This window comes from Bradyrhizobium vignae (assembly GCF_900324035.1).
GTDB classification, from domain to species: domain Bacteria; phylum Pseudomonadota; class Alphaproteobacteria; order Rhizobiales; family Xanthobacteraceae; genus Bradyrhizobium; species Bradyrhizobium vignae.
Genome location: NZ_LS398110.1, coordinates 6,824,445 through 6,850,687 on the forward strand (window position 1 = coordinate 6,824,445; position 26,243 = coordinate 6,850,687).

The 26,243-nt window shown below is 60.5% G+C and carries 18 protein-coding genes and 7 pseudogenes; 10 read left to right on the forward strand and 15 right to left on the reverse strand.

Annotation, left to right across the window (positions count from 1 at the left end; translation table 11 throughout):
* Positions 1–39: 39 nt before the first annotated feature.
* The 3 genes and pseudogenes from BRAD3257_RS32910 to BRAD3257_RS32920 form a co-directional block, all read left to right on the forward strand.
* Positions 40–783, forward strand: a pseudogene (locus BRAD3257_RS32910) (IS256 family transposase); the annotation flags it as partial.
* Positions 784–854: 71 nt separating this feature from the next.
* A complete protein-coding gene (locus BRAD3257_RS32915) occupies positions 855–2,204 on the forward strand; it encodes a transposase (protein ID WP_122405315.1) in 1,350 nt (449 codons plus the stop codon).
* Between the two features lie 78 nt (positions 2,205–2,282).
* A pseudogene (locus tag BRAD3257_RS32920) lies at positions 2,283–2,543 on the forward strand (transposase); the annotation flags it as partial.
* Positions 2,544–2,854: 311 nt separating this feature from the next.
* On the opposite strand, the gene BRAD3257_RS32925 reads toward BRAD3257_RS32920, so the two are convergent.
* A complete protein-coding gene (locus BRAD3257_RS32925) occupies positions 2,855–4,072 on the reverse strand; it encodes an IS110 family RNA-guided transposase (protein ID WP_174221646.1) in 1,218 nt (405 codons plus the stop codon).
* A 263-nt stretch (positions 4,073–4,335) separates the two neighbouring features.
* Here BRAD3257_RS32925 and BRAD3257_RS32930 point away from each other — a divergent pair.
* The 4 genes and pseudogenes from BRAD3257_RS32930 to BRAD3257_RS32940 form a co-directional block, all read left to right on the forward strand.
* A pseudogene (locus tag BRAD3257_RS32930) lies at positions 4,336–4,552 on the forward strand (transposase); the annotation flags it as partial.
* A 71-nt stretch (positions 4,553–4,623) separates the two neighbouring features.
* The gene (locus BRAD3257_RS32935; RefSeq protein WP_244608047.1) at positions 4,624–4,680 is read left to right on the forward strand and encodes a transposase; all 57 of its coding nucleotides are present in this window, start codon (positions 4,624–4,626) and stop codon (positions 4,678–4,680) included.
* A 21-nt stretch (positions 4,681–4,701) separates the two neighbouring features.
* Positions 4,702–5,160 carry a hypothetical protein gene (locus BRAD3257_RS39925; RefSeq protein ID WP_160118903.1) on the forward strand — a complete coding sequence of 153 codons (459 nt, stop codon included), beginning with the start codon at positions 4,702–4,704 and terminating at the stop codon, positions 5,158–5,160.
* Between the two features lie 602 nt (positions 5,161–5,762).
* Positions 5,763–6,415: pseudogene (locus tag BRAD3257_RS32940) on the forward strand (IS3 family transposase); the annotation flags it as partial.
* 28 nt (positions 6,416–6,443) lie between these two features.
* Here BRAD3257_RS32940 and BRAD3257_RS32945 read toward each other — a convergent pair.
* The 4 genes and pseudogenes from BRAD3257_RS32945 to tnpA form a co-directional block, all read right to left on the reverse strand.
* Positions 6,444–7,889, reverse strand: coding sequence for an IS4 family transposase (locus tag BRAD3257_RS32945; protein ID WP_122405317.1), 1,446 nt, complete (start codon positions 7,887–7,889; stop codon positions 6,444–6,446).
* 156 nt (positions 7,890–8,045) lie between these two features.
* Positions 8,046–9,718, reverse strand: a protein-coding gene (gene tnpC, locus BRAD3257_RS32950; RefSeq protein ID WP_122405318.1) for an IS66 family transposase whose coding sequence is annotated in 2 segments (ribosomal slippage) — positions 8,046–9,562 and positions 9,562–9,718 — 1,674 coding nt in all. Because the reading frame shifts where the segments join, the coding sequence is not laid out codon by codon here.
* Positions 9,719–9,765: 47 nt separating this feature from the next.
* A pseudogene (gene tnpB / locus BRAD3257_RS32955) lies at positions 9,766–10,113 on the reverse strand (IS66 family insertion sequence element accessory protein TnpB).
* Positions 10,110–10,544, reverse strand: a complete 435-nt coding sequence (gene tnpA, locus BRAD3257_RS42395) for an IS66-like element accessory protein TnpA (protein WP_122405319.1) — start codon at positions 10,542–10,544, stop codon at positions 10,110–10,112. Before tnpA ends, tnpB begins: the two are co-directional and overlap by 4 nt.
* A 48-nt stretch (positions 10,545–10,592) precedes the next feature.
* Here tnpA and BRAD3257_RS32965 point away from each other — a divergent pair.
* Positions 10,593–11,103, forward strand: a pseudogene (locus BRAD3257_RS32965) (IS3 family transposase); the annotation flags it as partial.
* A gap of 141 nt (positions 11,104–11,244) precedes the next feature.
* On the opposite strand, the gene BRAD3257_RS32970 reads toward BRAD3257_RS32965, so the two are convergent.
* The 5 genes from BRAD3257_RS32970 to BRAD3257_RS32985 form a co-directional block, all read right to left on the reverse strand.
* Positions 11,245–12,750, reverse strand: coding sequence for a porin (locus tag BRAD3257_RS32970; RefSeq protein ID WP_122405320.1), 1,506 nt, complete (start codon positions 12,748–12,750; stop codon positions 11,245–11,247).
* Between the two features lie 485 nt (positions 12,751–13,235).
* Positions 13,236–13,616, reverse strand: coding sequence for a transposase (locus BRAD3257_RS41495; protein ID WP_244607794.1), 381 nt, complete (start codon positions 13,614–13,616; stop codon positions 13,236–13,238).
* On the reverse strand, positions 13,579–14,121 hold the full coding sequence (locus tag BRAD3257_RS41500; RefSeq protein WP_244607795.1) for an IS630 family transposase: 543 nt from the start codon (positions 14,119–14,121) through the stop codon (positions 13,579–13,581). The genes BRAD3257_RS41495 and BRAD3257_RS41500 overlap by 38 nt, the downstream gene beginning before the upstream one ends.
* A 285-nt stretch (positions 14,122–14,406) precedes the next feature.
* The gene (locus tag BRAD3257_RS32980; protein ID WP_244607796.1) at positions 14,407–15,156 is read right to left on the reverse strand and encodes a Crp/Fnr family transcriptional regulator; all 750 of its coding nucleotides are present in this window, start codon (positions 15,154–15,156) and stop codon (positions 14,407–14,409) included.
* 384 nt (positions 15,157–15,540) lie between these two features.
* Positions 15,541–16,362, reverse strand: coding sequence for a hypothetical protein (locus tag BRAD3257_RS32985; RefSeq protein WP_145987077.1), 822 nt, complete (start codon positions 16,360–16,362; stop codon positions 15,541–15,543).
* A gap of 232 nt (positions 16,363–16,594) precedes the next feature.
* Between BRAD3257_RS32985 and BRAD3257_RS32990 the strand changes: the two genes are divergently transcribed.
* Positions 16,595–16,852, forward strand: a complete 258-nt coding sequence (locus tag BRAD3257_RS32990) for a hypothetical protein (protein WP_122405322.1) — start codon at positions 16,595–16,597, stop codon at positions 16,850–16,852.
* A gap of 817 nt (positions 16,853–17,669) precedes the next feature.
* Positions 17,670–17,795, forward strand: coding sequence for a hypothetical protein (locus BRAD3257_RS41845; RefSeq protein ID WP_283809912.1), 126 nt, complete (start codon positions 17,670–17,672; stop codon positions 17,793–17,795).
* An 846-nt stretch (positions 17,796–18,641) separates the two neighbouring features.
* Here the strand turns inward: BRAD3257_RS41845 and BRAD3257_RS42400 are convergent.
* The 5 genes and pseudogenes from BRAD3257_RS42400 to BRAD3257_RS33025 form a co-directional block, all read right to left on the reverse strand.
* A pseudogene (locus BRAD3257_RS42400) lies at positions 18,642–18,796 on the reverse strand (transposase zinc-binding domain-containing protein); the annotation flags it as partial.
* 501 nt (positions 18,797–19,297) lie between these two features.
* A complete protein-coding gene (locus tag BRAD3257_RS33015; RefSeq protein WP_122405325.1) occupies positions 19,298–20,329 on the reverse strand; it encodes an MBL fold metallo-hydrolase in 1,032 nt (343 codons plus the stop codon).
* 660 nt (positions 20,330–20,989) lie between these two features.
* Entirely contained in the window at positions 20,990–22,639 is a 1,650-nt protein-coding gene (locus BRAD3257_RS33020; protein WP_122405326.1) for a class I adenylate-forming enzyme family protein, read from the reverse strand.
* Positions 22,640–22,659: 20 nt separating this feature from the next.
* Positions 22,660–22,803, reverse strand: coding sequence for a M18 family aminopeptidase (locus BRAD3257_RS39485; RefSeq protein WP_145987078.1), 144 nt, complete (start codon positions 22,801–22,803; stop codon positions 22,660–22,662).
* Between the two features lie 39 nt (positions 22,804–22,842).
* Positions 22,843–23,970: an acyl-CoA dehydrogenase family protein gene (locus BRAD3257_RS33025; RefSeq protein WP_122405327.1), complete on the reverse strand. Its 1,128-nt coding sequence runs from the start codon at positions 23,968–23,970 to the stop codon at positions 22,843–22,845.
* Between the last annotated feature and the right edge of the window lie 2,273 nt (positions 23,971–26,243).

Consider the following 26,243-nt stretch of genomic DNA (forward strand, 5'->3'; position numbering starts at 1 on the left):
ATCGGGTTGCTGACACCAAGCTGATTCGAGGAACCACCGATGACCGACGAGATGATGAACCTTCGCGCGCTCGTGGAAGAAGGCAGCAGACGCCGATCTGCTTCGCGAGATGATTGGCTTTGCCGCCCAGCGATTGATGGAGCTGGAGGTTGCCGGGCTGACCGGAGCGGCCTACGGCGAGAAGAATGCCGAGCGCCTTGCCCAGCGTAATGGCTACCGTGACCGGACCTGGGAGACGCGCGCCGGCGCGGTCGAGCTGCGCATTCCCAAGCTGCGCAAAGGAAGCTACTTCCCGGGCTTCCTGGAGCCGCGTCGGATGGCTGAAAAGGCGCTCATCGCGGTGGTGCAGGAAGCCTCCGTTCAGGGCGTTTCCACCCGCTCAGTGGACGACTTGGTGCAGGCCATGGGCATGACGGGAATCTCCAAGAGCCAGGTGTCGCGCCTGTGCGGCGAGATCGACGACAAGGTGAAGGCCTTCCTCACCCGTCCGATTGAGGGCGATTGGCTTTATCTGTGGATCGACGCCACCTACGTGAAGGTGCGCCAGAATGGGCGCATCGTCTCGGTCGCCGTCATCATCGCGGTGGGTGTCAACAGCGATGGCCGGCGCGAGGTGCTCGGCATGGATATCGGCCCGTCCGAGGCCGAGACGTTCTGGACCGCGTTCCTGCGCAAGCTCGCACGGCGCGGCCTGCGTGGCGTCAAACTGGCGATCTCCGATGCCCACGAGGGGATCAAGGCCGCAGTCAGCAAGGTGCCGCCACCTGGCAGCGCTGCCGCGTGGGGTCGTTGAAAAAGCTGCAATTGGCTGATTCCGTTCTCGTCGGCGATTCGCGATCGGCGGAGCAAACGAGATGCTGGGGCGCAAGGAGCGGGATCAGTTGGAGCTCTTCATCACTGGCACGCTCAGACAGCTCGTCCCAGATGAGCACGTGCTGGCGCGGGTCGATCGCGTGCTCGACGTATCTTGGCTAAGGGAAGAGGTTTCCGACTGCTATTGCGCGAACGATGGTCGGCCAGGCATCGATCCGGAGGCCGCGGTCCGCTTGATGCTCGCGGGTCTGCTCACCGGCATCGTACACGATCGCAAGCTGATCCGGGAGGCTCAGGTTAACATCGCCATTCGCTGGTTTGCTGGTTATGGCCTGCATGAGCAGCTACCACACCATTCCAGCCTGACGCGCATCCGCCAGCGCTGGGGCGAAGAGCGATTCCGTAGGATCTTTAAACGCACGGTCCAGGCCTGTCTGAAGGCCAAGATCGCAACAGCCGAAGTGGTTCACATCGATGCGTCGCTAATCCGCGCCAACGTGAGTTGGGACAGCCTCACCGAGCAGCATGTGGTGGATGTGCTGAGCGAAAATCAAAGCGAAGATGAGAGAAAGGCCCGGCAAAGCGGGAAGTACAAAAAGGTCTGCACGACTGATCCCGATGCGACAATGGCTACGAATGCCCGAAACCGGCGGCTGGAACCCGCTTACAAGCAGCACGCGGCCGTCGATGACAAGGTCGGTGTCATTCTGGATGTCGCGGTCACGACTGGACAAACGAACGAAGGAGAGATGATCGAGCCGCAAGTCGATGAGGTTGAAGCGATTACGGGCATCGATATAAAGGTGGTCACCGCCGATGCGGGCTATGCCTACGCTAAAGTCTACGGCGCGCTCGAGCGGCGCGGCATTGATGCCCTCATCCCAGCTAAAGCCGAACCAATCAAGAGTCGCGTACCGCTCAGACGCTTCCGGTACGATGCCAAGAACGACATCTTGAAGTGCCCGCGAGGGCGTATCTTGCGCCCGGCGCGGCCCATCAAGCACGGCCGTTTCTTTTACTCGAAGGCGAAGGATTGCACCCGGTGTCCGCTCAAGGGCGATTGCCTATCCAAAGGGCGGGTTAACAAAGCGGTCGTTGTCGGTGACCATTATCCGGCACTGCTGCGCGCCCGCCGCCGTCGCGAGCGATGGAGTAAGCAGGATCGACATCTCTATCAACGCCATCGCTGGCGCTCAGAGGGCTTCCACGGCGAAGCCAAAACTTGGCATGGGCTGGCGCGCGCCATACGGCGCGGTCTACCGAATATGAAGATCCAGGCCTACCTCACGGCCGCCGCCATCAACCTCAAGCGGCTGGCAACCGCTCTCCTTGCGCTTATTCTGTCTTGGATTGTCCCTCAAAATGCGTTTGCGGCTTCAGATCGGCCGTAGCGCGAGCTTTGACGCGAGGGCCAGGATAGCCCGTCGCTGCATCGCGCCAAATCTATTGGCCACTTCTTCAACGACCCCCGCGTCCACTTCATGCGCAACGTCCTGGCCCATGCCGGCAAGAGCGGAAGACGCGTCGTCTCCGCCTTCATCGCCACCGCCTTTGCCCATGACGATGCCGAAGCGGCCAGGGCTCAGTGGCGCAAGGTCGCCGACCAGCTCCGTCCCGAACTGCCCAAGCTTGCCGGCTTCCTCGACGAAGCCGAGACCGATGTGCTGGCCTATATGACGTTCCCGCCGCAGCACCGAACCAAACTGCATTCGACGGATGAGATGGACAAGCGATTTTTTATGACCGCGCCGCGATGACGATTGCGGAAATCGCGTCCATTCTTTTGTTTGGCCGCGCCGCGGGCCATTCTTCCGTCCCGGCCACCGATCCCGCAGCCGCCGCGCGCAGGGTCGGTCAAGGCTGGCCGCGTTTGCGGCCACCGCACGGCTTGGCCTTGACCGGCCCGAGCACGGCGGCATGCTGGCGTGGAACGGGACTGCATTCCTGGCTGGCACTTGCCGTCAGCGGCGGTTATGGTTGTCGGGCGCGGGCGACCTCGTGGCGAAGCGTGACGCGTCGGCTGCAAGCGTCACCGGACTGCCTATTTTGTCCTGCCGAGCTGAGGCGCCCGCGCGCCGGGTTTTGGCCGCCGCGGTTTCCATTGCGACACCAATCGTTCGTAGCTTCGCTCCGCCTGGGCGGCAATCAACATCTCACGGTCGCGCAGCGCCTTGATGTTGTAGGCATAGGCTGGTCCACGCCGGCTGCCCTTCTGTTGCGGATGTCCAGCTTGAAGTTGCATCGCGCGGGTCTTGTTGGCGACCAGCGCCGGGCGCGCCCACAGGTAATCCTCGCCCTTCGTCAGCAAATGCCAGCAGAGCACCGTGAGCTTGCGAGCCACGGCCACCGCGGCGACCTGATGGCCACGCCGGGCGCGGATCCGCACGAAAAAAGCATGCAGTGGACCGGGCGCCTTGGCCGCGGCCCAAGCCGCCTCGACCAGCATGGCGCGCGCGTGACTGCGGCCGATCTTGCTGATGCGACCGTGATGGGCGGCTCCCAGTCCCGACTGCCGCACCCGCGGGTTCAGCCCGAAATAGCTCACCAGCTTCTGCGGGCTGTCGAACCGGCTGATGTCGCCGATCGCCGCCACTATGCCGGCGGCAACCGCCAGATTGACGCCGGTGATCGTCATCAATCTGTTGACCGCGAGATCGTCGATGGCGTCCCGCGCGATCTCGCGGTCGAGCAGAGCCAGGTCTTCCGCCAGCCGGTCAAGCTCACGGACGTGCCGATCGATGGCCGCGCGCTCATCGTTCCGCAGCTGTTGGGCGGCCAACCACGCCCGGCCGCGGGCGTTGAAAAGATCGGCATGCGGGCACTTCGGGATTAGGTGCGCGTGCAGGATCGAATGCACCTCGTTCTTGAGCCGCGTGCGATGCCGCACGACCTGGTAGCGCCCCGCCACCAGCCGACGCTTGCGTTCGGTCTCCGCGTCAGGCGTCCAGATCTGCGGCAGGTACCCGGCCGCCTGCAGACTGGCGAGCGTGCCGGCATCGATCTTGTCGGTCTTAACGTGAGCCTGGGCGATCGCCTTCACCTGCAGCGGATTGGCGATAATCACCCGTGCCACGAACGGCGCCAGAACCCGCGACACCGCCATGCTGTTGGCAGTCGCTTCGATCACCACCTCATCACTGGCCAGCAGGGTCTTGCCAAATCCCTCCAACGCCGTCCGCGTCATATCGATGCGGCCCGCATGTCGGAGCCTGCCGTCCTCCCAAAACACCACCTCGCCGAAAGTTCGGTGGACGTCGATGCCAATCACCCGTCGCATTCGCACCTCCTGCCAGACATATGACGGGAGCGGCGGGCGACACGACAACTACGGATTCGCGCTCCCAGCGCAACCGGGCGAGTCGCAGAGGCGGCCAGCTACTAACTCGAGCTCTCGGCTCATCGAATAACATCGGCCTGCCCGCACTTCGTGCTCCCGGTGCCTCTGTCCCGATGGTCGCACCATACGCCACGATGTAGCACACCGCAGCGGGAACGTTGGCACCGAGACATCTCATACCGGTTACCAATCCGATCGAGCGCCTCAACGGCGAGATCAAGCGGCGGACCGAGGTGGTTGGCATCTTCCCAAATGAAGACGCCATCGTTCGCCTCATCGGCGCGATCCTGCGCGAGCAAAACGACGAGCGGGCGGTTCAGCGGGCCCGCTACATGACGCTGGAAACCCATCGCGCCCTTGAGCGATGATCCCATTGTCGGCTTGCCTGACGTGGCAGGCTGATGCCTTCCGACCCGCCGGAAAATCGGCGGTGACCCGCCGTCAGCTACACCACGCCAGGGGACACGATCGGCATGGGCGGGAGCATACCGTTTGCGTGCCAGGACTGGGCGAACACTAAGGCGGCCTAGCGCTTCTTCGCCAACGAGCGCGTGGAGGAGGCCGACATCCTCCGCGGACACTTCGCCGCCACGCGCGCGCGTTACGATGATTGTAGAGGCCAGATCCTCCTTATTCAGGACACGATGGAATTCTCCTATCAGCGCGCGAACACGAGCGCTATTGGCCTGACCAAGAGCGTCAACAGCGGCCAGGACAAGGGCGGCCGTTGGCGCCATCACACGGTCTGCGGAATGCTGATGCATTCCAGTCTCGCCGTGACTGTCGAGGGCCTACCGCTGGCATTGGCGGCGGTTAAGTTCTGGACACGGAAAACGTTCAAAGGCACGGCGCAGCTCAAGAAGAAGATTAACCCGATCCGCGTTCCGATTGAGAAGGAAAGCGTTCGCTTGCTCGACAACCTCAGGCAATCAATCGAGCGGCTTGGACAGCCGGAGCGTTGCTTCATATCGGTGACCGCGAAAGCGACATCTACGAACTGTATTGCCTGACGCAGGAGCTTGGCGCTCACTTCCTTGTCCGCGCCTACGTCGATCGGCTGGCCGGCGATGGCGGTCATACGATTGCAACCGAGATGGAAGAGACCAGCGTCAAAGGCTTGCATTACATCGACGTGCGCAACGACAAGGGTGAGACGACGAAGGTCGCTGGAAATCAAGTTCAAGCGGATCGCGGTCTTGCCTCCCATCGGCAAGCAGAAACGTTATCCAGTCCTCGACCTGACGATACTCCATGCGACCGAGCGCGGTACGCCAAAGGGTCGTAAACCGATTGAGTGGAAGCTCATCACAGACCTGGTCTGTCCGCAGTCGCTTCGAAGCAATCGAGAAGATTAACTGGTACGCCATGCGGTGGAAAATCGAGGTATTCCATAAGATCCTGAAATCGGGCTGCAAGGCGGAAGACTCAAAACTCCGGACCGCGGAGCGACTTGCCAATCTAATGGCGGTTTTCTGCATTCTCAGTTGACGCGTCCTCGGCTCACCACGCTCAATCGCATCGCCCCAAACGCGTCACCGAAGCTCGCATGACTGAGCTGCTGCCGGTTTGATGGACACCGAGATTAGGTGTTTCATGAAGCCGGAGGTGGGCGATGAAGAGACGGAAGTTCAGTCGTGAGTTCAAGATCGAGGCGGTCAAGCTGGTTAGGGAGCGTGGGGTGTCGGTGGCGCAGGCCGGGCGCGACCTGGATGTCCATGAGAACGTTCTGCGCAAATGGGTGAAAGAGTTCGGCTCCGATCCGGTGCAGGCCTTTCCCGGCCACGGGCAGATGAAGCCGGAGCAGCAGGAGATCGAGCGGTTGCGCCGTGAGGTCGCCAAGTTAAAGGCCGAGCGGGATATCGTAAAAAAGGCCGCAGCCTTCTTCGCGAAGGAAGCGACATGAAGTTCGTCTTCACCGCGAAGCACCGGGCGATCTGGCCAGTGGCATGGCTATGCGATGCGCTGGGGGTGTCGCGGTCGGGCTTCCATGCCTGGCTGAATCGCTCGCCCAGCGCCAGATCCCGCAGCGACGAAGAGCTCGGCGGTAAGGTGAAGGCAAGCTTCATGGCGAGCGACCGCACCTATGGTGCGCGCCGGGTGTGGCGTGATCTGCTTGCCGATGGCGCGGACTGTGGCCTCCACTAAATCGAACGACTGATGCGCCTGCAAGCCTTGCGGGCGCGGCCGCGACGCCGGCGCTTGCCGAAGGACAGCGGCGATCGACAGCTCGAGGCCGTGCCGGCGAACCTCCTTGACCGGCAGTTCATTGGTACGCATACGGCGAAGCTTTCAATTATCCACATCGTCGACGAGTTCTGATTGAGAGGCCGAAGGCGATGTCATTGAGGCGTGTTAGGCCTCGCCACACCACCATGTTTCCTGGCGGCGGATCGTGGTTGCGCGCGAGGTAGCCGCCCAGCATGGCAATCTGGAGCAAGTAGGTGGCGAGGGTCTTGCGCAAGATGCGCGGCTTGGACCGCGCCGCGTCGATGGCATCTAGCGTCGCGATTTCGGTTGAGGTAAGGACTGTCTCCGGCGCAGCGTCGGGCTTCGCTCGTGCGGACATGGTGAGGAAGAAGATGCGCCAGCTGACCATCGCGATGAGGGCGAGGAACTTGGTCAGCCGCTCGGCGGTCTCAAGCCTCGTCTCTTCGGCGCGGCAGCCAGACTTCATTATCTTGTGAAACACCTCTGCTTTCCAGCGCAAGGCGTACCATTCGAGCTTCTCGATGGCCATGGTGAAATCTCCGACCGGCAGATTGGTCACCAGCTTCCAGTCGATCGGCGGACGGCCCGCCGGCGGGTCGATCTCAAGGGCGTGAATGTAGGTGAGAAGCTGAGGACTGTATCGCTTCTGCTTGCCTATGGGCGGCAAGGTTTGGATTGCGGCGAACTTCACGTGCACGCACGCCGTCTCATCCTGTCCTATCGCGACGTAATGGCGTCCCGCCCAAGGCGTGGCCGAGAGCTGGGCGAAGACCCGATGAGCTCCATCCCGTGGCTCTGCGTCGGCGGGCGCGCCGGCCAATCGGTTGGTCTGCACTCGCACCAGAAAGCGCGTGCCGAGATCCTGCGCCAGGCAAAAGAGCTCGTAGATGTCGCTCTCGCGGTCGGCCACATGCACGCAGCGTTCCGGCGTGCCCACGAGCGCCATCGACTGGCGCAGGTTCTCCAGCCAGCGATAGCTTTCCTTCGTCTCGATCGGTACCCGCGTGGGGTTCACATGCCGCTTGAGCGTCCAGGTCCCCTTGAACTTCGTGCGTGTCCAGAACTTCGCTGCCGTCAGCCCGAGCGGCGTGCCGCCGAGGGTTACGGCCAGGCTCGAATGCATCAGCACTCCGCACAAAGTCACCACGTTGGGCTGACCCGCCTTGTAACGTCCGGCGTTGATGGTCTTGGTAAAGCCGATCTTACCCGGCTGCGCACGGCTGTAGATGAACTCGGTGGTATCCTGCAGAATGAGGATTGGTCCTTCGCTCGCCGCGCAGCGCATGGCGGTCGCGGCAAAATGGCCGGCCAGCATCCCATGCTCGGTAACGCGCGGATTATCGAAGAAGCGATAGGCCGCCTTCGTCGCCGCCCAGTCGCCGCACGCGGCCGGGACCGGTTGGCCAGGTGCCGCCGACATCTGATCAAGCAGGCGGACAAATCGGCGCGCCAATCGCTTGTCCGGCAGCCCTGCCGAAACGACTTCGTCGTCATGCCAGCCTGCAGCACCGGCTCCCGTGTCTCCGCTCATCTGTGACGCCTCCGCGAATCGGCGTCACAAACAGAATCACAGATTCAACCGATGCAAATCCTACGCACGAGATGTGGGTAATCGAAAGACGGCGAAGACCGCCTGATTGACGCATGCGCGCGGGCACAGTGAGCTCTATGATCGGTTGGGTGATGGTCAGGCGGCCTGCTGACCGGCGGGCTTCTCGGCCTGGCGCAGGAGCTTCCATTCCCAGGGCAGCAGTTCGTGCAGGCGCGACGCGGGAAGATCGGCGATCCGGGCGAGAACCTCGGCGAGCCAGGTCTTGGGATCGACGTCGTTGAGGCGACAGGTCGTGATCATCGTTAGCATGATGGCGGCACGGTCGGCGCCACGCTGGCTACCAGCGAAGGTCCAGTTGCGCCTTCCCAAGGCGATGCCTCTCAATGCGCGCTCAGCGCAATTGTTGGTCAAGCAGATCCTGCCATCTTCGAGGAAGCGGCCGAAGTCGTCCCAGCGCCTGAGCATGTAGTTGATCGGCTTCAGGACCTCGGAGGAGCGCGAGAGGGTTTCGCGCTCACGCAGCAACCAGGCGTGCATGTCCTCGAGAAGCGGCTTGCTGTTTTCCTGGCGCACGGCGCGCCGCTCGTCGGCGTCGCGGCCGTTGATGGCGCGCTCGATCTCGAACAATGCATCGAGGCGCTTGACCGCCTCCAGCGCGATCGGAGAGACCGGTTTGCCCTTCTTACCTTCCCGGGCATTTTTCTCGATGTCAGCCAGCTCGAAGAAGCCCCGCCGCGCATGGGCAAAGCAAAACGCCGGCGTGATCGGCAGCTCTTTCCGCTGCGGGTCGAACAGCGGCTCGAAGCCACTGTAACAGTCGCACTGCAGGATACCGGCGAAGGCGGCCAGATGCTTCTGGGGATGCTCGCCTCCTCGGTCGCTCGAGGCGTAATAGACCGCCGCCGGCGGCGCAGGCCCGGCGAAGGGCCGGTCATCCCGCACATAAGTCCAGATTCGTCCAGTGGTACACTTGCCCTTCGCCAGGATACGGATGGTGGTGTCATCGCCATGAAGACGTTCGGCAGCCAGCACATAACGTTCGATCAATTGGAAGAGCGGCATAACGGCGAAGGTGCCGTGGCCGACCTGGTCGGCCAGCGTCGACAAAGACAGGTCGATCCCCTCGGCCTTGAAGCGCGCACTCTGGCCGTTGAGCGGGATATGCATGCCGAACTTGTCGAACAGGATCGTCGCCAGCAATTGTGGGCCAATGAAGCCGCGCGGCGTGGCATGGAACGGCGCAGGCGGCTGGCTGATCTTCTCGCAATCGCGGCAGGTGAACTTCTCGCGCACTGTCTCGATGACCTTGAATCGACGCGGAATCTCCTCCAGCGTCTTGGTCACATCCTCGCCGATCTTCGCCAGCCGCGACCCGCCACAGCAGGCGCAGCTCGTTGGAGCCTCAATGACGACGCGCTCGTGTTCGATGTCGTCCGGCCAGGGCTTGCGCACCGGCCGCTTGCGCATGAAGGGGCGGACGTTATGCGTCTTCGCCGCTGCGGCCTGCGCGGCAAGCTCATCCTCGCTCGCTGTGGTGACGAGCTCTTCCAGCTCCAGCTCCAGCTGCTCGAGCAGCCGTGCCGTGCGTTCGGAGCGTTGCCCGTACAGTTCGCGTTTGAGCTTCTCAATGCGCAACTCGAGATGCGCGATCACGCCTCGGTATCCGACAGTTGCGCCCGCGCATTCGCGGCTTGCGCCTGCCAGTTGGCAGCCACCGCCTCAGCTCGCAGCCGCGCCTCACGCTCGGCCTGCAGCGCCGCCAGGGCACTCGCAAGGTCCGATGGAAGATCGTCCGGCTTCGATATCATGAAGCCATTGAATCAGATCAAGCAGCAGATTCAAACCGTAAAAGCGGCTATCCCACCCGCGTCGGCCGGTGGGTTTCTTGAGGGTTACGCCAATCGATCCCGGACAGAAGATAGCTCAACTGCGCCGGCGAGATCGTTACCGATTCACCGGCAACCGATGGCCAGATGAACTTTCCTCTCTCGAGTCATTTTGTGAACAAGTAGGCTCCCTGGCCATCGTGCCAGATCGCCTTCACAAGATCGCTGCGGCGACCGCGGAAGACGAACAGATGACCGCTGAGCGGGTCTTTGTGCAGCACCTCCTGCACTTGGAGTGCCAGCGACGGAAAGCCTCTGCGCATATCCGTGTAGCCTGTCGCGAGCCACACTCGCACATTCCCCGGCATCGCAATCATCGGCGTCCAAGCACATCGAGGACCCGCGCCAGCGCCTCCGGATCGACGTGCGCATCCACCCGGATGCACCGTCGGTTGCCGAGATCGATCTCTATCAATCCAGTACGCGCGGCTGCCACGGAGCGAACTCGGCCATCAACCGTAGGCAAAAGCTTCGGAGTTTCCTCAGCCGATGCCGCTACGGCGGCGATCTGCACCGGCGTAAAAGATGGTACAGCTTGTTCCGATGTCCGTGCTTGTCGACGCCAGGTAAACACCAGGCTGGCCGCTACTCCGTTGCGACGCGCAACCTCAGTCACCTTCGCGCCCGGCGCCAACGTCTCCTCGACAATCCGTGCCTTGTCGGTTGCGACCAGCGCCGCCGCCGCTCCAGCCCGCCCAAAACCTCGACCCGCATCGCCTGATGACCTTAAAGCTAGACTTAAGGCCACACGCTTCGCGAATTACCACCCGTCACGCAAGACGGCCCCAGTCGGATGCGTACGTTCATTGCCGAGCGGCCGAACCAGAAGTGGATCGCCGGCTTTACGTATCTCTGGACGGCCGAGGGTTGGCTCTACGTCGCAGCAGTGATCGACCTGTTCTCACGCGGGGGGGTGGGTTGGTCGATGAGCGCCGCCATGACAGCTCAGTTGGTTACCGATGCCCTGCTGATGGCCGTCTGGCGACGCGGCAAGCCGGACGCACTGTTGCACCACTCCGACCAAGGCAGTCAGTACACCAGCGAGGCAGTTCCAGCGTTTGATGGCAGACCACGGCATTATCTGCAGCATGAGCCGTTCCGGCAATGTCTGGGACAAGGCGGCGATGGAGAGCTTCTTCTCGTCGCTCAAGACCGAACGGACCGAAGGCAAAACCTACAGGACCAGAGACGAGGCACGAGCCGATGTGTTCGACTACATCGAACGATTTTACAACACGATCCGCAGGCACTCGACCATCGGCTATCTCAGCCCGGTTGAATTCGAGCGCAAGGTGGGATTAGCTTAACTCGGTGTCCATCAAACCGGCAGCAGCTCACAATTCGATCTGAGTAGTAAAGGGCCTCCGGCGGGCATGCCGGAGGCCTTCTTGGAGGTTAACTGAGATTAAGAAGTGCTTGCCTTTTCTCCTTCGCTAGTTTGAGAAAAATCACCAGTTGCGCTGAACTCGCAGCAGCAAGCTCAACGTGCTCTGGTCCTTCAGCTCGTAGGTGACGCCCGGCTTGGCGATACTAGCTTGCGCCGGCAACACCACCGTGCTTCCCGCCGCATACTTTTGATCGAGCATGGTGTAAGTGAGATCTGCGGAGAAGGTCAGGTTCTTGACCGGAGTCCAGCGCGTGACCGTACCAACAACCGAGTAGTTAAAGTCGGGATTGCAGCCGGCAGCGCCGCTCGAGAGCGCGAGGGCTGCGACGAAGGCGCCGCAGATGTAGCCTTTGGCTGTGTCGTTGTACCGCACAGCACCCCACGCACCGTAAACCGAAGTGTTCCAGTAGGGATTCCAGTTATGGGTGTAGGCACCATTGAAACCATAGGTCGTCGTCAACTCCTGGCCAGCGCCAGCGACGAACACGGAGTCAGACACACCACCGAGGCCGACACTCTGGTAAGCACCCGCCAAGCCTGTACCACCGTACATCGCGTAGGCGGTCGACACGTAGGGATGAAAGTTGTAGCGGCTTGCCCCATTTGTATACGCTCCTTGTACGTTGATCGTGTCACCCGCACCGGTCGGGATGTTTTTGATCGACAATGCCAGCTGACCAGCCCAGCCCCACTTATCGTCGGGATGACCGGCAAGTTCGGTGGCACCGTAGTAAGCCGCATGGTTGTTATGCGCCGCGACCGAGGCTTGGAAGAGGCCCCAAGCCTGGTCAACACGAAGCATCGCAATGAAGTCCGGAGCTCGCGAACCACCGATGTCGTTGGCACCGTACGTACCGGTAGCGAGCCCCCCGGCCGTCGCGCCGCTCACGTTCCAAATATTGGTCGTGTCACGGATGACTTGATCCTCGGCCGAGAAAGACGCCGAGATGCCCTGACCGAATTCCGTGGTATACGTGAACTGGTTCACGGGATCCCAGCCGCCGCCGCCCGGCATACCGTCAAAGTTGTTCCCAGGATAGTTGGACCAGGGCGCAGAGAACTGCGACTGCGCCTTTCCGAACGTGAAACCAGCGAATTGAATGAAGGCGTAATAGACGCCGAGCGAGCCGCCTGCGATGTTGTCACCACTGTAGGCGGTACCGCCACCACCGGTGCCGCTATAGCCGCCCGCGGTCCAACCAAAGGCCAACTCGGCGAACGTGCGGACCAGACCATACTCGCTCGCCGTGCGAGTATCGATAGTAAGTTCTTCACGAGAACGAGTGGTGTAATAGTTACTCAGGCGGTTGTTAGCTCCTGCCACACCGTTCACTCGGCCTGACGCGTAGATCCCGTTAGTGTTCAGCGCCACTTCAGCGCGCAGATATCCTCCCACCTTGATGCAGGTGTCAGTCCCGGGGATGTAGTAGAAGCCTGCGCCATACAGCGAACAGATCTTCACGTACTCGATCGCCTTGGCCTTGACCGGGAGATCGGCAGCCTGCGCTCCGCCTGCGGCGATCAGCCCCACTGCCGAACCGAGCAAAAGGCTCTTCACTATCTTCATAAAAGTCCTCCGAATGTTTCACCTCAAAGTGGCTTCTCAACGGTCACGATGAGACCAGCCGCTTTCGCCCCCCAATCATTCTCGACCTGCACGGCCTTCCTCATCGCCGAGTGATAGATCGATCAGTGAACGTCGCGGTGCGGACCATTCCGCCCCTCGCATGAGGATGTTGACAGATTGCGTTCGCGATCGGCGTCCAAACTTGGTACGGAACGAACCAACGCGCGTGGACGCTCCGCAAGCGTGTCGCAATTGTTTCATAAGGCCACGCTTCGTACGTCCGCCGGTTCAGAACGCACGTTCTGTACATTGCATCGGCCGTCGCGCATCAAACGTGATGCTGGATCTGACTCTCGTAAGTCTCACCGACGCGTACGCGCACCGCCGACAGGAGGTGCGGATAAAAAACCGCAATCGGCAATTTGTCTGAGGAAGAGCTGAAGAAGCAAATCGGAGCTCGCAGCTCTCTTGCTAGTCACCTGAATCTAAAGTTCGCCACATAAAGTCTGGTGGGCTTTGTGGCAGAAGCGTTTGACGGAAGCCAGAATCTGGTCGGCGGACTTAGTCCATTTGAAGGGCTTCGGGTTTCTGTTGTGCAGGTCGATGAAGCTACGGATGTCGGCCTCGAGCTGCCTGACGGAGGTGTGAACACCTCGATGGATCTGCTTTCTGGTGAGTTCAGCGAAGCAACGCTCGACCTGATTGATCCATGACGCGGAAGTTGGTGTGAAGTGGACATGATAGTGCGGCCGGCGAGCAAGCCACGCTTTGATCTTGGGTGTCTTGTGGGTGGCGTAATTGTCCATAACGATATGGACATCGAGGCCTTCAGGGATCTGGGCATCGATCTCTTTTAAGAACTTCAAGAATTCGACTGCCCTGTGCCGCTTGTAGCATTTGCCGATGACGAACCCCGAGGCGACGTACGAGCGCGGCAAACAGCGAGGTCGTACCGTGCCGCACATAGCTGTGCGTGCGCCGTTCCGGCACGCCAGACATCATCGGCAAGACCGGCTGCTCGCGATCAAGCGCCTGAATCTGGCTTTTCTCATCGATGCTGAGGAGCGCACGGTTCGGTGGGGATAGATAAAGGCCGACGATATCGCGCACCTTGTCGACGAATAGCGGATCGCTCGACAGCTTGAATGTCTGGCTACGGTGCGGCTGCAAGCCGAACGCCGACCACATTCGGCGGATCGTGGTGTGGGAAAACTCAGTTTCCGCCGCCATCGAGCGGATCGACCAGTGCGTCGCGTCGGCCGGCGTCGTCCGCAGCGTCCGCTCGATCACGGCGGCAACCTGATCGTCGTTGATGGTGCGAGGGCGGCCAGGTCGCGTTTCGTCAAGCAGGCCATCACAGCGATCCTTCAAAAACCGGCGACGCCACTTACCAACGGTATGTTAGTGAAGGCCGATTTCGGCAGCTACGGACTTGCTTGGCAAGCCATCCGCACACCGTAAGATCGCACGTCATCGCTCAGATAGCGACCGGGCTACGCGATGACGACGAACTTGCCTCTCCAAGTACGCCCGCTCCTGCGCACTCAGTACTAACGGCGCGATCGGCCGACCTCGCTCACCTGCATTCGCCACTCGCACTCTCCTCTGTAGAGATTCGAGCTATCAACTAATGTGACGAACTTGCGTTCCAGATGACTAGCTTGCGGACTCTTTTTGCGCGGTTAACTCAGGCGAAGGATAAGCCCCAGAAATCACCTTGTAGCAACTGCACGCCCGTTGCTCGAGGCCTTTGCGTTCATCGATCTGCAAGACGCCGCGCATCTTACGAATCAGACCTTGTTCTTCGAACTGAATTAAGGTCTCCGTCACGCCAGCGCGACGCAATCCCAAGACGGACGAAAGATAGTCATGGGTAACTGGGAGCACGTGCGAATCAACAGCATCACTTGCCAAACAGAGCCAGGACGCGAGGCGCTTTTCGCGATCGTGCCGAACCCCGCACAATCCCGTCTGGGCACTATGCAAAGCTAGCGCTTGGATGTACCGCAGGAGATGATCCCGTATGTCAGAGCGCGCGTCCATTACTCGACGAAGATCCTCGACACGGATTCGGTGAGCGCTGCCCGGAATCAATACAACGGACTGATGGGTGGTAAGATGCGCTCCCAATAAGACTGAAGCGCCGACCGCCCCCTGATATCCTATAACCGCCGTTTCAAGGATGCTTCCGGCAGCGACAATCCTCAGGGAGATGAGACCTGACTCTACCAAATAGACGTAGTCAATCTGCTTCTTCGGCTCGTGCAGAACCATACGTTCTCTCAGCACGACTGGCTCTAGGAGCCCCCCTATTGCCGCGAGGTCGTAGAGGGAGAGGCCTGCCAGTATCGCATTCTTGACGAAGAGCCGCGTATTTGGACGCACAGCATCACGCCAATGACGCATCAGCTGTCTCCCATGCATCTGGTCGGCCAAGGAAGATCGTCGCCAAAACTGACTCCGACTCGTTTAAGGGTTGCCCTGCGCTTCACGAATTTTTGTTGCATTGCCGCCTCCGGCACCAATACCAATTTCGGAGAGATTGATACCAGTCTGGAATTGACATGCACGCTCCCTGCTGAGACTAGTTTCTGTCGCGAAACGGCTGAACTTATGGTGTCCGATTCAAGTTATGCCGATAGATTGGGCACAAAGTGACGGAGAATGGGGAATCGGCAAGCTCGTAGCGGGCGAGTTTCGGTGCGGTTCGGAGTTGCGCGCCGTTTGTGAGCTTGGGGGGGGGTGCTGAACGGTGGCCACTTTGAGTGACTGGGGCGGCCGTCGTGTCGATCAAGCAGCTTTTCGCTTGCGTAACGGTCGCGCCAGCAGTGCTGCGATCCTCAATGAGATTGTTGGCAGCACGGCGGCGCCGACCCACATCTCGAAACGGTCGCGTCCTTCGGCGTGGCAGCGCTTCATGCCGCGGCCTCTAAACGGCACGGAGATGCGCCCCTCGACGCCGGCGCGAAAGCGCTGACCATCCTTGAAGACTGTACTCTTCTCATACGCCTCCCGTCGTGCCGTCCTCTTGCCGCCACGCTGAGGAATGCACACCACTTGGACGCCGGTTGCACGAGGCGAGGTTCTGCTCACTGAAGAAGCCGCGATCTGAGCCGTACAGTTGGGGGCTCGGCCAAAGGACTGCCTGTGGCGCTGGAGGGAAAATGCCACGTGGAACTCGTCGGGTGGATTGCTCCTCAGCACCTCGTACTGCGTGATCAGGCCCGCTGCGCTTTCGGCGAGGAAGACCTTGTGGCCACACTCGACCAGCGTGCGCAACTTGCCGCGCTTGATCAGGTCGGTATGAGGCTCGAAGATGGAATAGATCTTCTCGTCGGTAGCGAGCTGCTCACCAAGGAGCACACGACGACGTGCTCGATCGATGACACGATCTCCCAGGTGGCGGCAGTGTTCGATCTGCCCGCGCAGTTCTTTGATGGCCATGTCGGTGCAGACGTCCTTGCCGCGGATCGTGCGGGTTCTCTCGATCCCCGCGCGTGGCAGGCGTGTGACGACGCGGACTACATCCCATAACAACGTATTGTCGGTCGGATGAGGAATGTCGGTCTGCACTACCGTCGTGTCGACCCGCAACTTAGCGCCGTCCTCCAATCCGAGCTCGACCGCTGCCCGAACCACCAAATCGTTGACCGCTCTCAGCGTTTATGGGGTCAGACGGATGAAGCCACGCTGAAAGGCGTCATGCTTCGGCACCGGCGCGTAGTAGAAGTCGGTGAACTGACGAAGCGTTAATCCATCTGCGAGGCGTTCACGCAACTCGCGATCGTCCCGGTTCTAGCCGCATCAGAACCGGCGAGCGCGGAACCTGCGTCGCCGTTAATCCGTGACGACCGCTATCGGGCTGCTTCAGGCCACGCACCAAGTCCCGCCGGACGCGCTCGATGACGTCCCGCTGGTCGTCGAGAAAGCCGGATATCGCCTCCAACGGCGGTTCCAGGCGAATGCCCTGATCGCGCTGCAGCTACCAATCGGCAAAGCTGATCTGTCGCGCCGTCGCTCTCACATCGCTCGGCTCTTCTTGCTTTTGGATGCTTTGGCGCGTTCTCGTTTCAGCGCTTTGATGTATCGCGGTGCCGCCTGACTCAGCAGATCCTGCAGAGCGCGCCCGTTGTGTAGCCGGCAACGCCACGCCCGTTCGCGCGACCGTAGAGCACATAACTTTGATGCTGTTCGCCAGACTGGCACGCCGGGCCATTCTTGCGGATGCACCGGCTACGACGAAGGTTCAGCAAACACAGAAGCGCCGGCCAGAGACTCGTCGATTCCGCTGCACAGCCAGCGCGCAACATCCGAAGGCGATTCCGAATCAACATGCTTAATATCAATCATGTGATGCTATGCACATGTGCGGCGCAAGAAAAACGTGCGCGAAAATCGCGCAATAACCCATATTTTAAGGGTGAAATGCGTTTCGCGACAGAAACTAGCTAGAGTGAGGTGGATGGCGCGACGCACGGCGTTGGCTTTCGAACCGAGATTGATGGGGTAGACGTCCCCTCAAAGCAACCGCCGCGCCAAAGTGGCGTCTTCGTCACTTGAACGGAAGCGTCTATATGAGAAATTAGCGCAATCGGCTTGGATCCGGCGAAGAATGTGTTCCAGGTGCACGGCGCGGATTCATCAGAAACTATGCTTTTCCGCAAGTAGCCGTGCCGGGACCAGGTGTTCAAATTTCTTGCCGCGCAGTCGGCTCGCATGGTCACCATGGAGGCCTGCGCCGAGCAGGGCGTCATGGGGCCGCCCATGGAGGGTTGGGTGCCGCCAGATCGGGAGATTGGGGGCATGCGGTGCGGACCATTGCGCGAGACAGGTAAAGCCTCTCGTAAAGCGGCAGAAGAATGATGCCGCCGATGTGGAAGCGATCTGCGAAGCCGCCCAGCGCCCGAGGATGCGTTTTCGTGGCGGTGAAGAGCGAAGAGCAACACGCGACGGCCGTTGTGTTTCGCGCCCGCGACCCACTGGTGCGTCAGCGCACCCAAACCATGAATGCGCTGCGCGGCCATCTGGCCGAATTTGGGTGGTAGCGGCGTAAGCTCCGTCCAATCTTGCAAAACTCCTTTGCGCGATCGAGGACCATGACGCCGACGTTCCTGAATTGGCTAGACCTATCCTGCGGCTAGTCGTGAGCAGTTGCGATCACGGGACGGGAGGGGGGGCGCTGCTCGACCGAGAGTCGCCCGGCGCGCGAAGAAGGATGCCGCGAAGCGGCTAATGATGGGTCTAGGGAATCGGAGCCGATCACAGCGACGGCGCTCGTTGCCCTGGCGCCGACGGCCAGGCCTTCAAGAGAGGACGCGACTTCGCGGCGTGGCTGGGGCTCACGCCGCTGCAGCGCTCACCGGCGGAAAGCAGAAGCTCGGCAAGACATCACGGATGGGCGAACGAACCGGCGTCGACTGCTAATCATCGGCGCGAGCGCGGCCGTGGGCCGGACAATGCGCAAAGGCTCGACAACAGATCCTTGGCTTGCGCGCATGTCAGTTCATGGCGAACTCCTCTCGCTACTCTGCAGCACACTCTTCAACCAAGCGGGAGGAATCAATCCGACCCTGACACTTGGTCCATTGTGCCAGCAACATCGGGACGGTCCTGCTCGGCGGCAATCAACGTCTTTTTTGTAACTGAGCTTCTCGGCGAGGACGAATTCCCACACCGTACGGTTGTCGACCTTGAGGCTACGCTCAGCGAGTCGACGGCCCGCGTACGGTAAAACGTTCCGGCACCGTTGGATCAGCCATTTGCGGAGCGGCCTCGCGATCTTCTTTGACCTTGACGCTGCCGATCCCGTGGAAGCGCTGTACCCGTTGATCGTTACTGATGCCGCCCAAATTGCGCCGCCGCCCGATGCCGCGACGGGTCGCCTTTATAAGACAGGAGTTGTAGGCGATGCGCGTGGCGCCGCTGTCGTCGCATTGCTCAATATGGCCGAGCGCCGCAGTCCCGGCACGCTGTGATGACGCCGATCGCTCGACGCGAAATGACCGGCATACGCCTGTCGAAAGGCTTCGCCGTGGCGACCGATTATTTGAGCAGGTTACCCGCCAGTGGGCTCAGCAGCTGCGGCGAGAGCATGACGTATGGCGCCTGCCGCCTTTGCCTTATTCGAGCCGGATCACCATCCGCTGGCTTGTCGATATCCGAACCTTGAGGAAAAGCACCTTCGACACGCGTAATCCGGTAGCATAGACTAACTACCGGTTCTTTAGGCTCGGGATTGCCTCCAGAAAGCTCACCACCTCGTCGGCACTCAGCACGACCGGCAGCTTGCGTGGCTCTGCGTCTGATCCCATGTTTCGAGTTCGTCGACAGAAGAGCCGCGAGTCGCACGAAGCTGCAATGTATCACCAAGGTGAGACGATCCAATATTACTTTTCGATCAGTCCACGATGGGCGCCCATCGTTCCATCACTTTGCAGACGGGTAGTGATCTCACCACTCTCATGACCCCTAGCAAGTGGGTTGTTGGACAATTCCCATGCGGCAACGTCGACCCAAGACTGGGAAGGAAGATCAGTTTCCCGATGCATTAGATCTTGCGGTACCGCGCGACGCCATCCCGTACCTCTTTCGCGACCCGGCCGGCACCGATCAGATAATTCAGGTTAGCCACGGCCTGCCCCGTTGCGAGCCCCAAATGCTGCGAATCGAACTCCGAGATGCGGCTGCGGAATAGTGCGCTGAAGACGTCGACCACGCGGCGCGGCTGCTCCAATAGCGCCAGGAGCCGCTCCAGCACTTCCTGCTGACGGCTCAGCAGTTGTTCGATGCGCGCGTGCAGGCCAAGGAAGACATCGTGGTGGCCTGGCGCGACGAGCACGTCATCCGGCACGCGCTGCTTCAAGCTTATCATTGAGGCGAACCAATCGGCGATTGGATTCGCATCCGGCTCCAACGGGAAAACGCAGACATTGGCGGAGCCACGGGGCAGCACGTGGTCACCGGAGATCAGCAGCTTTAGCTCGGGGCAGTACAGGCAAGCCTGCTCCGGGGAGTGTCCATGGCCGGCGATCACCTCCCACGCGTGTTGCCCGATCTGCAATCTCATGCCATCCTGCAGGCGGTGAAAGCTGTGCGGCAGTGCGTAGACATGGGTGCCGAAGCAGCCGAAGCGGGCTCGGTAGTCCTCGATGGCCACCTCACCCCAGCCGGCCCCGCGGTAGAACTGCAATGCATCGGCCGGCGCTTCTTGGCCGCTGTCGGAGATCATCGCGCGGCACATCAGGTACTCTATGTTGGAGATCCACAGCCGCACGCCGTAGCGCCGGGTGAGCCAGCCGGCCAGTCCAATGTGGTCCGCATGCATGTGCGTGACCAGCACACGCGTGAGCGGTCCACTCAGCGGAGGCTTCGCGATCAGCACCTCCCAGGCACCCACCACCTCCTGCGTGCTCAGCCCGGTGTCCACCAACGCCCAGCCGTCGTCATCGTCGATGACCCAGACGTTGGTGTGGTCCAGGCGACCCGGCATGGGCACCTGGATCCAGCGCACGCCCGGCGCGATCTCAGTGAATTCGTCCCGCGCCGGCGGGTTGTAGGGGAACACGACGGAGTCGGTCATGTTTTAACGGGGTTGGATAATCAGAAAGTGTCAAAGATACGTTATTCGGCCGCTCGCCGATCTTGAGCCTTCGTCGCTCTTAGGATGACGGCGATATCGGAGGGGCCATGTCGGTACCGTCGGGTCGCGCACTGCTCGGGACAGTCAGGTGTTTTGCCAGGTCTTCCGAACATCTGTGATAGCCGCGGCAAAGATGCGGAGCGCAGACGTGAGGTCTCCCCGCGATGCACGCCGCGCTTGGCGATTCCGACGTGCCGTCAGTGTCGCGACGGCCCGCCCGCCCAAAGCATTCACTTCGCTCCCGCGCGGCTGCGCGGAACCGTTTGCTCTCGCTGTTCACCATGCACCTTCTCGCCTTAATCAGCTACCTTGGGCGCGATGTCGCGGCCAATGCCGCCGGTGGCACCCATAACCACGACGCCCCTGCCTTATACGATGCTCATTGAATTTACTCTTGTTCGTGGACCACGCGGAGCAGGTGCCCAGTTATCTGCAGCGGAACGTCATCACGACATCGGCTGCGTCTGCACTCGCTCCGTCTCCTGCGTCGGTATGCAGGTCTCCAAGAATGGAGTCGACGATGTCCATGTTGGTCCTTCGGGTCGCTTCACGGGTGGAACTGGCGAGCGCGTGCTCGAGGGCTGGAAAAAGCCGCCCGTTTCATCGCCAGCGCTTTTCCTTCGTGTCGTAGGCTCCGGCGAGCGGATCGGTGACATCCATCAGCTCACGTTTGATCACTTTATTACTGGACGTGGTTCTCGGAAACGAAGGAATGAAGGCGATGTACCGCGGCACTTTGAATACGGCAAGTCGCGCTCGAGCATGCTCGAGAATGCGCTCCACCGGAAGATCGGCTGGAGTGACACCTTCTATCAGCTCCACGCAAATCTTGACCTCCTCGCCGCACTTTTCATCGCGAACGGGTATCGCAGCCACATCCGAAATCTCTGGAATCTCGCGGACGATCGCCTCCACCTCGCGCGCAGCAATGTTCTCGCCGGAGCGGCGGATCATATCCTTGGTGCGCCCCATCAGCCAATAAAAACCGAGTTCATCGCGACGCATCAGATCGCCTGTCTTGAACCATTCGCCTTCGAATGAGGCGGCATTCGCTTCCGGCCTATTCCAATAGCCCTCGAAGATGCCACGACCGCTCACCCACAACTCGCCCACTTCGCCGACCGGCGTGGGGCTGCCGTCATCGTTGACCAGCCGCAGTACCCGAAACGGCGCACGAATCCCGACCGAACCAGAGTCATCCATCTCGTCGATGCCGCACGGCATCAGTGCGCCCCATCCGATTTCCGTCATCCCATAGGCACTGTGGCCGGGGACTCGAAACCGCTCGCGAAATCGGTGCATCAATTGAGGACCCCAGCCGCCGTCCTGCCAGATCTGTTTCAGACACATCGATGTGCTGTCGGCAGCCTCAAGCTGGCGCGCGATCAGCTCGGGTAACATACACCATTCAATACCATAGCTCTTCAGCCAGTCGACAAATCGCGTCGAACTGAGTTTTTGAGCCAAGTACAGCGTTCCACCTTGTCGGTATGACCTGAGAAGTTGCCCTAGCCCTTCGGCATAGAAAAGGGGCGCCCAAGACAGGTAAGTTTTGTACGGCTGATAATCGGTGTAGACTGACCCGTACGAGCCCACGCCCCAATAGTCGTGCGTCAACATGCAGCCCTTCGGAAACCCTGTCGTTCCCGAGGTGTATTGGATGTTCAGCAGGTCTTCGGGACCGACATTCTCGTCCACCGACGAGTCGTCGATTCCCTTGAGCAATTCATCGAGTCTCGTCGCAGTTCCGCCAGCGAAGTGAACGACAAGAACCACTCGTTCTTTGGCCAGTTCTCGCTGCCAAAACCCCATTCCGGAGAAAACAGGCCAAGCGGATTCGTCGAGAATGGCAAATCGCGCCTGGGTATCGCACAGAACATGCTCCACCTCTCTCGGCGTGTAGCGTATATTGACAGGAACGATCACCGCGCCGAGCTTTGCAAATGCGAACCACAGGATCGGAAACTCGATACGGTTGGCCAACATCACACCGATGCGATCACCCTTGCGAACTCCGAATGCGCGCAGCGCACGCGCACATTTGTTGGAAAGCTGGTCCATTTCCGCATAGGTCGCACGTTCGCCGCGCTCGAAGAGATCAATGGCGATCTTCGAACCGTGCGCTCGCGCTTGCATCGAGACTAGCTGTCCGAGCGTCACGGTCTCATAAGCGAATTCCAACGCCTCGATCCTGCGCAGTGCATCTGCTGCGCGGTCCTGCAGCTGGCTTGTCAGCCTTATAGCAGTCATCAGAACAACCCTTTCGCCTGCTAGACGAGCGTCTCGCGGACCATCACCCTGCCGCACCCTTGCAGCGAGCGATCGAACCACCAGCGTTCATCTGGGAACGCCTCTTCCAGTGTCGTCTCGATCAGCGCGCGTAGTACAACCTTGGCGGCTTGCTCAATTTGCAACGGCTGTCGATGCTTTCGAACCTGCTGTAGGGATAATGCTCATGCCAAAAGACTGCGAGCGAGCACGCGGTACTTGTGGACTTCGGTCGGACCGTCATAAATACGCGACAAGCGCAGCTGGTCGTACCAGTGCGCAAGCGGACTCTCATACGTGCAGCCCGCAGCGCCATGGATCTGGATTGCACGGTCAATGACGCGGCCGACCATTTCGGTGCAGGTCATCTTGACCATTCCTGCTTCGACACGCGTATCCTGTCCGGCATCATGTTTTTCCGCGCAGGCATACAACGTCAGTCGGTGCTGTTGGATTTCGATCCATGAGTCGACGATCATCGACTGTACCGCTTGCTTCTCGCTGAGCGGACCCTCGAATACGATCCGCTGCTTGGCGTGTTGGACCATCATATCATAACACCTCTGAGCAATGCCGAGCGCCATCGCGCCTGATTCGAACCGGACCCGTGACAGTTCCTGTTGAGCGCCTTTGAATCCGTCGCCCTCCGCGCCAATGAACGCAAGGTCGTCGACTCGGCAGTTATCAAACGTTAGCTGGTGGGTTGAGAAGCCGCCGAGCATTGGCACCGGACGCGCGACGAGGCCTGGGTTGCCCCTCTCTACGGCGAACATCGAAATGGCGTTAGCACCTTTCTCCTTGGAGGTGCGGGCAAAAACGAGCACACCATCGGCATCCTCGAAGAGGCTGATCCAAGTCTTCGAGCCGTTGATCAGCCAGCTGCCGCCGTCCCGCTTCGCATGGGTCAAAACGGCGCGAGCCGGATCAGATCCCCCGCCGGGCTCGGTCAGCGCAAAGCAATATCGCTTCACGCCAGACAGCAACGGGTCGAGGTAACGGGCCTTCTGCTCGCCCTGCAGATTGAGCATGGCGTGGAGGACTTCGCCGCCGAAGCGGATCGGTGCCAGGCATTTGGAGTTTTCCTCGGTGATGGCGAGTCGATCGACCATAGAAAGGCGCACGCCGCCAAGTTCGGGCGGCAGGTTGAGCCCCCACAAGCCAGCCATACGGGCCGCTTCACATCCTGGCTCAAAGTCGGCCCGGGTCAGTTTCTCGCCTCTGAGCATTCGTGTTTCGAGCGGCGCCTGGTGATCCTTGACGATCTTCCGAACCAGATCGACGAGTGCCCATGTCTCTTCCTTGTGCTTGTGCATGTCGTCTCCTGTTGTCGTCTTTGCAATTTAGTTTATCGAAGAAATCGGCAGTGGCGCGCAAGAGGCGCCCGCTGCGCGGCGCCTAACGGGCAAATGCCGTGCTGGGTGAGACCAGTGACGTCGGCCTCCGCTATCGCCTTGCCTCCCACGGTCGACTTCGTTTTCGTCCCCTTCGGCGCACTTGGAGAGATAATCGTTCACAAGCACGCCCGCCGCTTCGCGAGCGGCAAAATGCTGCGTCATCTTCTCCCACGCCCTGCGCCGGGTAACAGCCTTGCGTTCCTAGTTCAAGCAGCTCAGTCACACTGTTTCGCTCCCCTCGCTTCCAATACGGTTCGCCGCAACTCGCCGCCCGACCCGGACTGGCCGCCTGTGCGCCACCGCACGCATAACCATACGATGGACAAGAGGACGAGGCCACCCGAGGTTATGACGGATGGCCCCCTCATCTCGATAGTTGACCGATGCTGTCGAAAGATGGGCTCAAGGAGCCGAGCGAACAATGATTGCTGCTTAAGAATCAGGAGAGTCGGCGATAATGGCTGGATCGAGATCAGGGCAGTTCCTTTGCGAGTTTAGCCTCGAGTGTGTTCGCGACAGCCGTTCTGGGCAATTGCACCACCAGCTAGGAGCGTTTTACGGCGACATTTGTAGGCCCTCGGCCGGTCCCGTGCTGATGATCCGGACCTCGTGGTCGGTTGCTGCTATGGAGTTCGTCATCAGAGCCCGCTGTGTCAGGATCTTCCGCTGCGGCTTGCTTACTGCTGGTTCTGCAAGTTCGATCTCGACGATAAGGTTCGGCACATTCGGCACTATCGGTGAACCGGCTTGGCCGCTTCCGGGAGAGTGAGATCCTACGACATATTCTCGAACACGTGGTTGGCCGCTGGCCTCGTCAACGGCGAGAGGCGCGCGGCGGATGCGAGCGTGATGTAAGCTGACGCAGCCGCTATCGCGGCAAAAGCGCCCCCGGGATGTTCAAAGATGCGCGCGATATGGTGCGACGGCTCGTAGGGACTAGCGCTTCCTTAAATCGAGGGATGAACGCATTCGTTGAGACGCGCTCTGCTTCATCCCAGAGCCCTCCAACGGTTTTCGAACGCATGCGGCTAAGAGCTCTCTCCGGCGCCCGCGACGAGTTTCACCTCGCTGCCATCGATGCAGAACCTCACGACGATGACGCCCGTCTACTCGGCCTGCCAAAAGATCAGGCGTGCCCTTCGATTGCGAAACCGGCGGCAATTGGTGAGATATTCGCCGAGCGCCGCGACACCAGTCGTGTCCCCTTTGCTGGTGTAGCTGCGCGGTGGGCGTCGATGATCCGCCGGTAAGTGTTGGATTGCTTCCATCGATTCGAGGAACCACCGATGACCGAGGAGATGATGAACCTTCGCACGCTCGTGGGGAAGATCCCGGAGGCCGATCTGCGCGAGATGATGGTTTTGCCGTCCAGCGACTGATGAAGGTGGGGGTCGAAGGCTTGATCGGCGGCGCTACGGCGAGAAGAGCTCCGGGTACCGCATTCAGCGCAACGATTATCGCAACCTTTACTGGGAGCCAAGCGCCGGTGCCGCCGAAGTGCGCATTCCGAGACTGCGCAGAGCTTCCTACTTCCCCGCCACCGGCCCCACTAAAATAGTTGGCTCCCTGCAAGAGAAGCTCGACCATATCGAGCCGCCTAAGTTTCAGACTATGCTATCGTTCAACTATAAAGTGGCTGCCGCTTCAAGTTCCACTAAGGATCAGGGATTCAAGCTAAATGACGACGGCAGGGGACGCTGCACTCATACTCATTGGACGGACCACGGATGACGCCTTGTCCTCGCGCTCTGGCCGGATGACGCGAAAGCCATGCAAACTAAAGCGACTGGAGTATCCGGGACCTCGTTGATGGCCCGGAACCCGTCTCTCAATCTACCTCGTCGTGCCGCCATCCGACATCGTTCGCACCACGCCCTTGATGCGGCTCATCCTCAAGCAGATCGGGCGGCGCTTGACCGAAAGCCTTGATCCGGACCGCAACGGCAGAAATTGCTGTTGATGCTGGATGCGGATTCCGACGATCGCGCGCAGTTGTTCCAATCTGATGCCGCGCAGCGTTCCAATCTGATCGCGCGCATGTGAAACCCCCGATCGAAGGCAATTGGCACTATTGTTAGCCCGTGGTCAAGTGGCCGCCGAAGAGATCACGTCTGGTGTCGCTCGATGGAGCGGAGCTGACTGGACGCGCCACCCAAAAGTGCCGTAGCGGCCGGTCAGCTTCGCCGGCTGCA

Bases quoted from the DNA above. Each gene is read 5' to 3' on its own strand.
- BRAD3257_RS32915 (WP_122405315.1), top strand. From the start codon at position 855: ATGCTGGGGCGCAAGGAGCGGGATCAGTTGGAGCTCTTCATCACTGGC.
- BRAD3257_RS32945 (WP_122405317.1), bottom strand. From the start codon at position 7,889: ATGAGCGGAGACACGGGAGCCGGTGCTGCAGGCTGGCATGACGACGAA.
- BRAD3257_RS32970 (WP_122405320.1), bottom strand. From the start codon at position 12,750: ATGAAGATAGTGAAGAGCCTTTTGCTCGGTTCGGCAGTGGGGCTGATC.
- BRAD3257_RS32980 (WP_244607796.1), bottom strand. From the start codon at position 15,156: ATGCGTCATTGGCGTGATGCTGTGCGTCCAAATACGCGGCTCTTCGTC.
- BRAD3257_RS33015 (WP_122405325.1), bottom strand. From the start codon at position 20,329: ATGACCGACTCCGTCGTGTTCCCCTACAACCCGCCGGCGCGGGACGAA.
- BRAD3257_RS33020 (WP_122405326.1), bottom strand. From the start codon at position 22,639: ATGACTGCTATAAGGCTGACAAGCCAGCTGCAGGACCGCGCAGCAGAT.
- BRAD3257_RS33025 (WP_122405327.1), bottom strand. From the start codon at position 23,970: ATGCACAAGCACAAGGAAGAGACATGGGCACTCGTCGATCTGGTTCGG.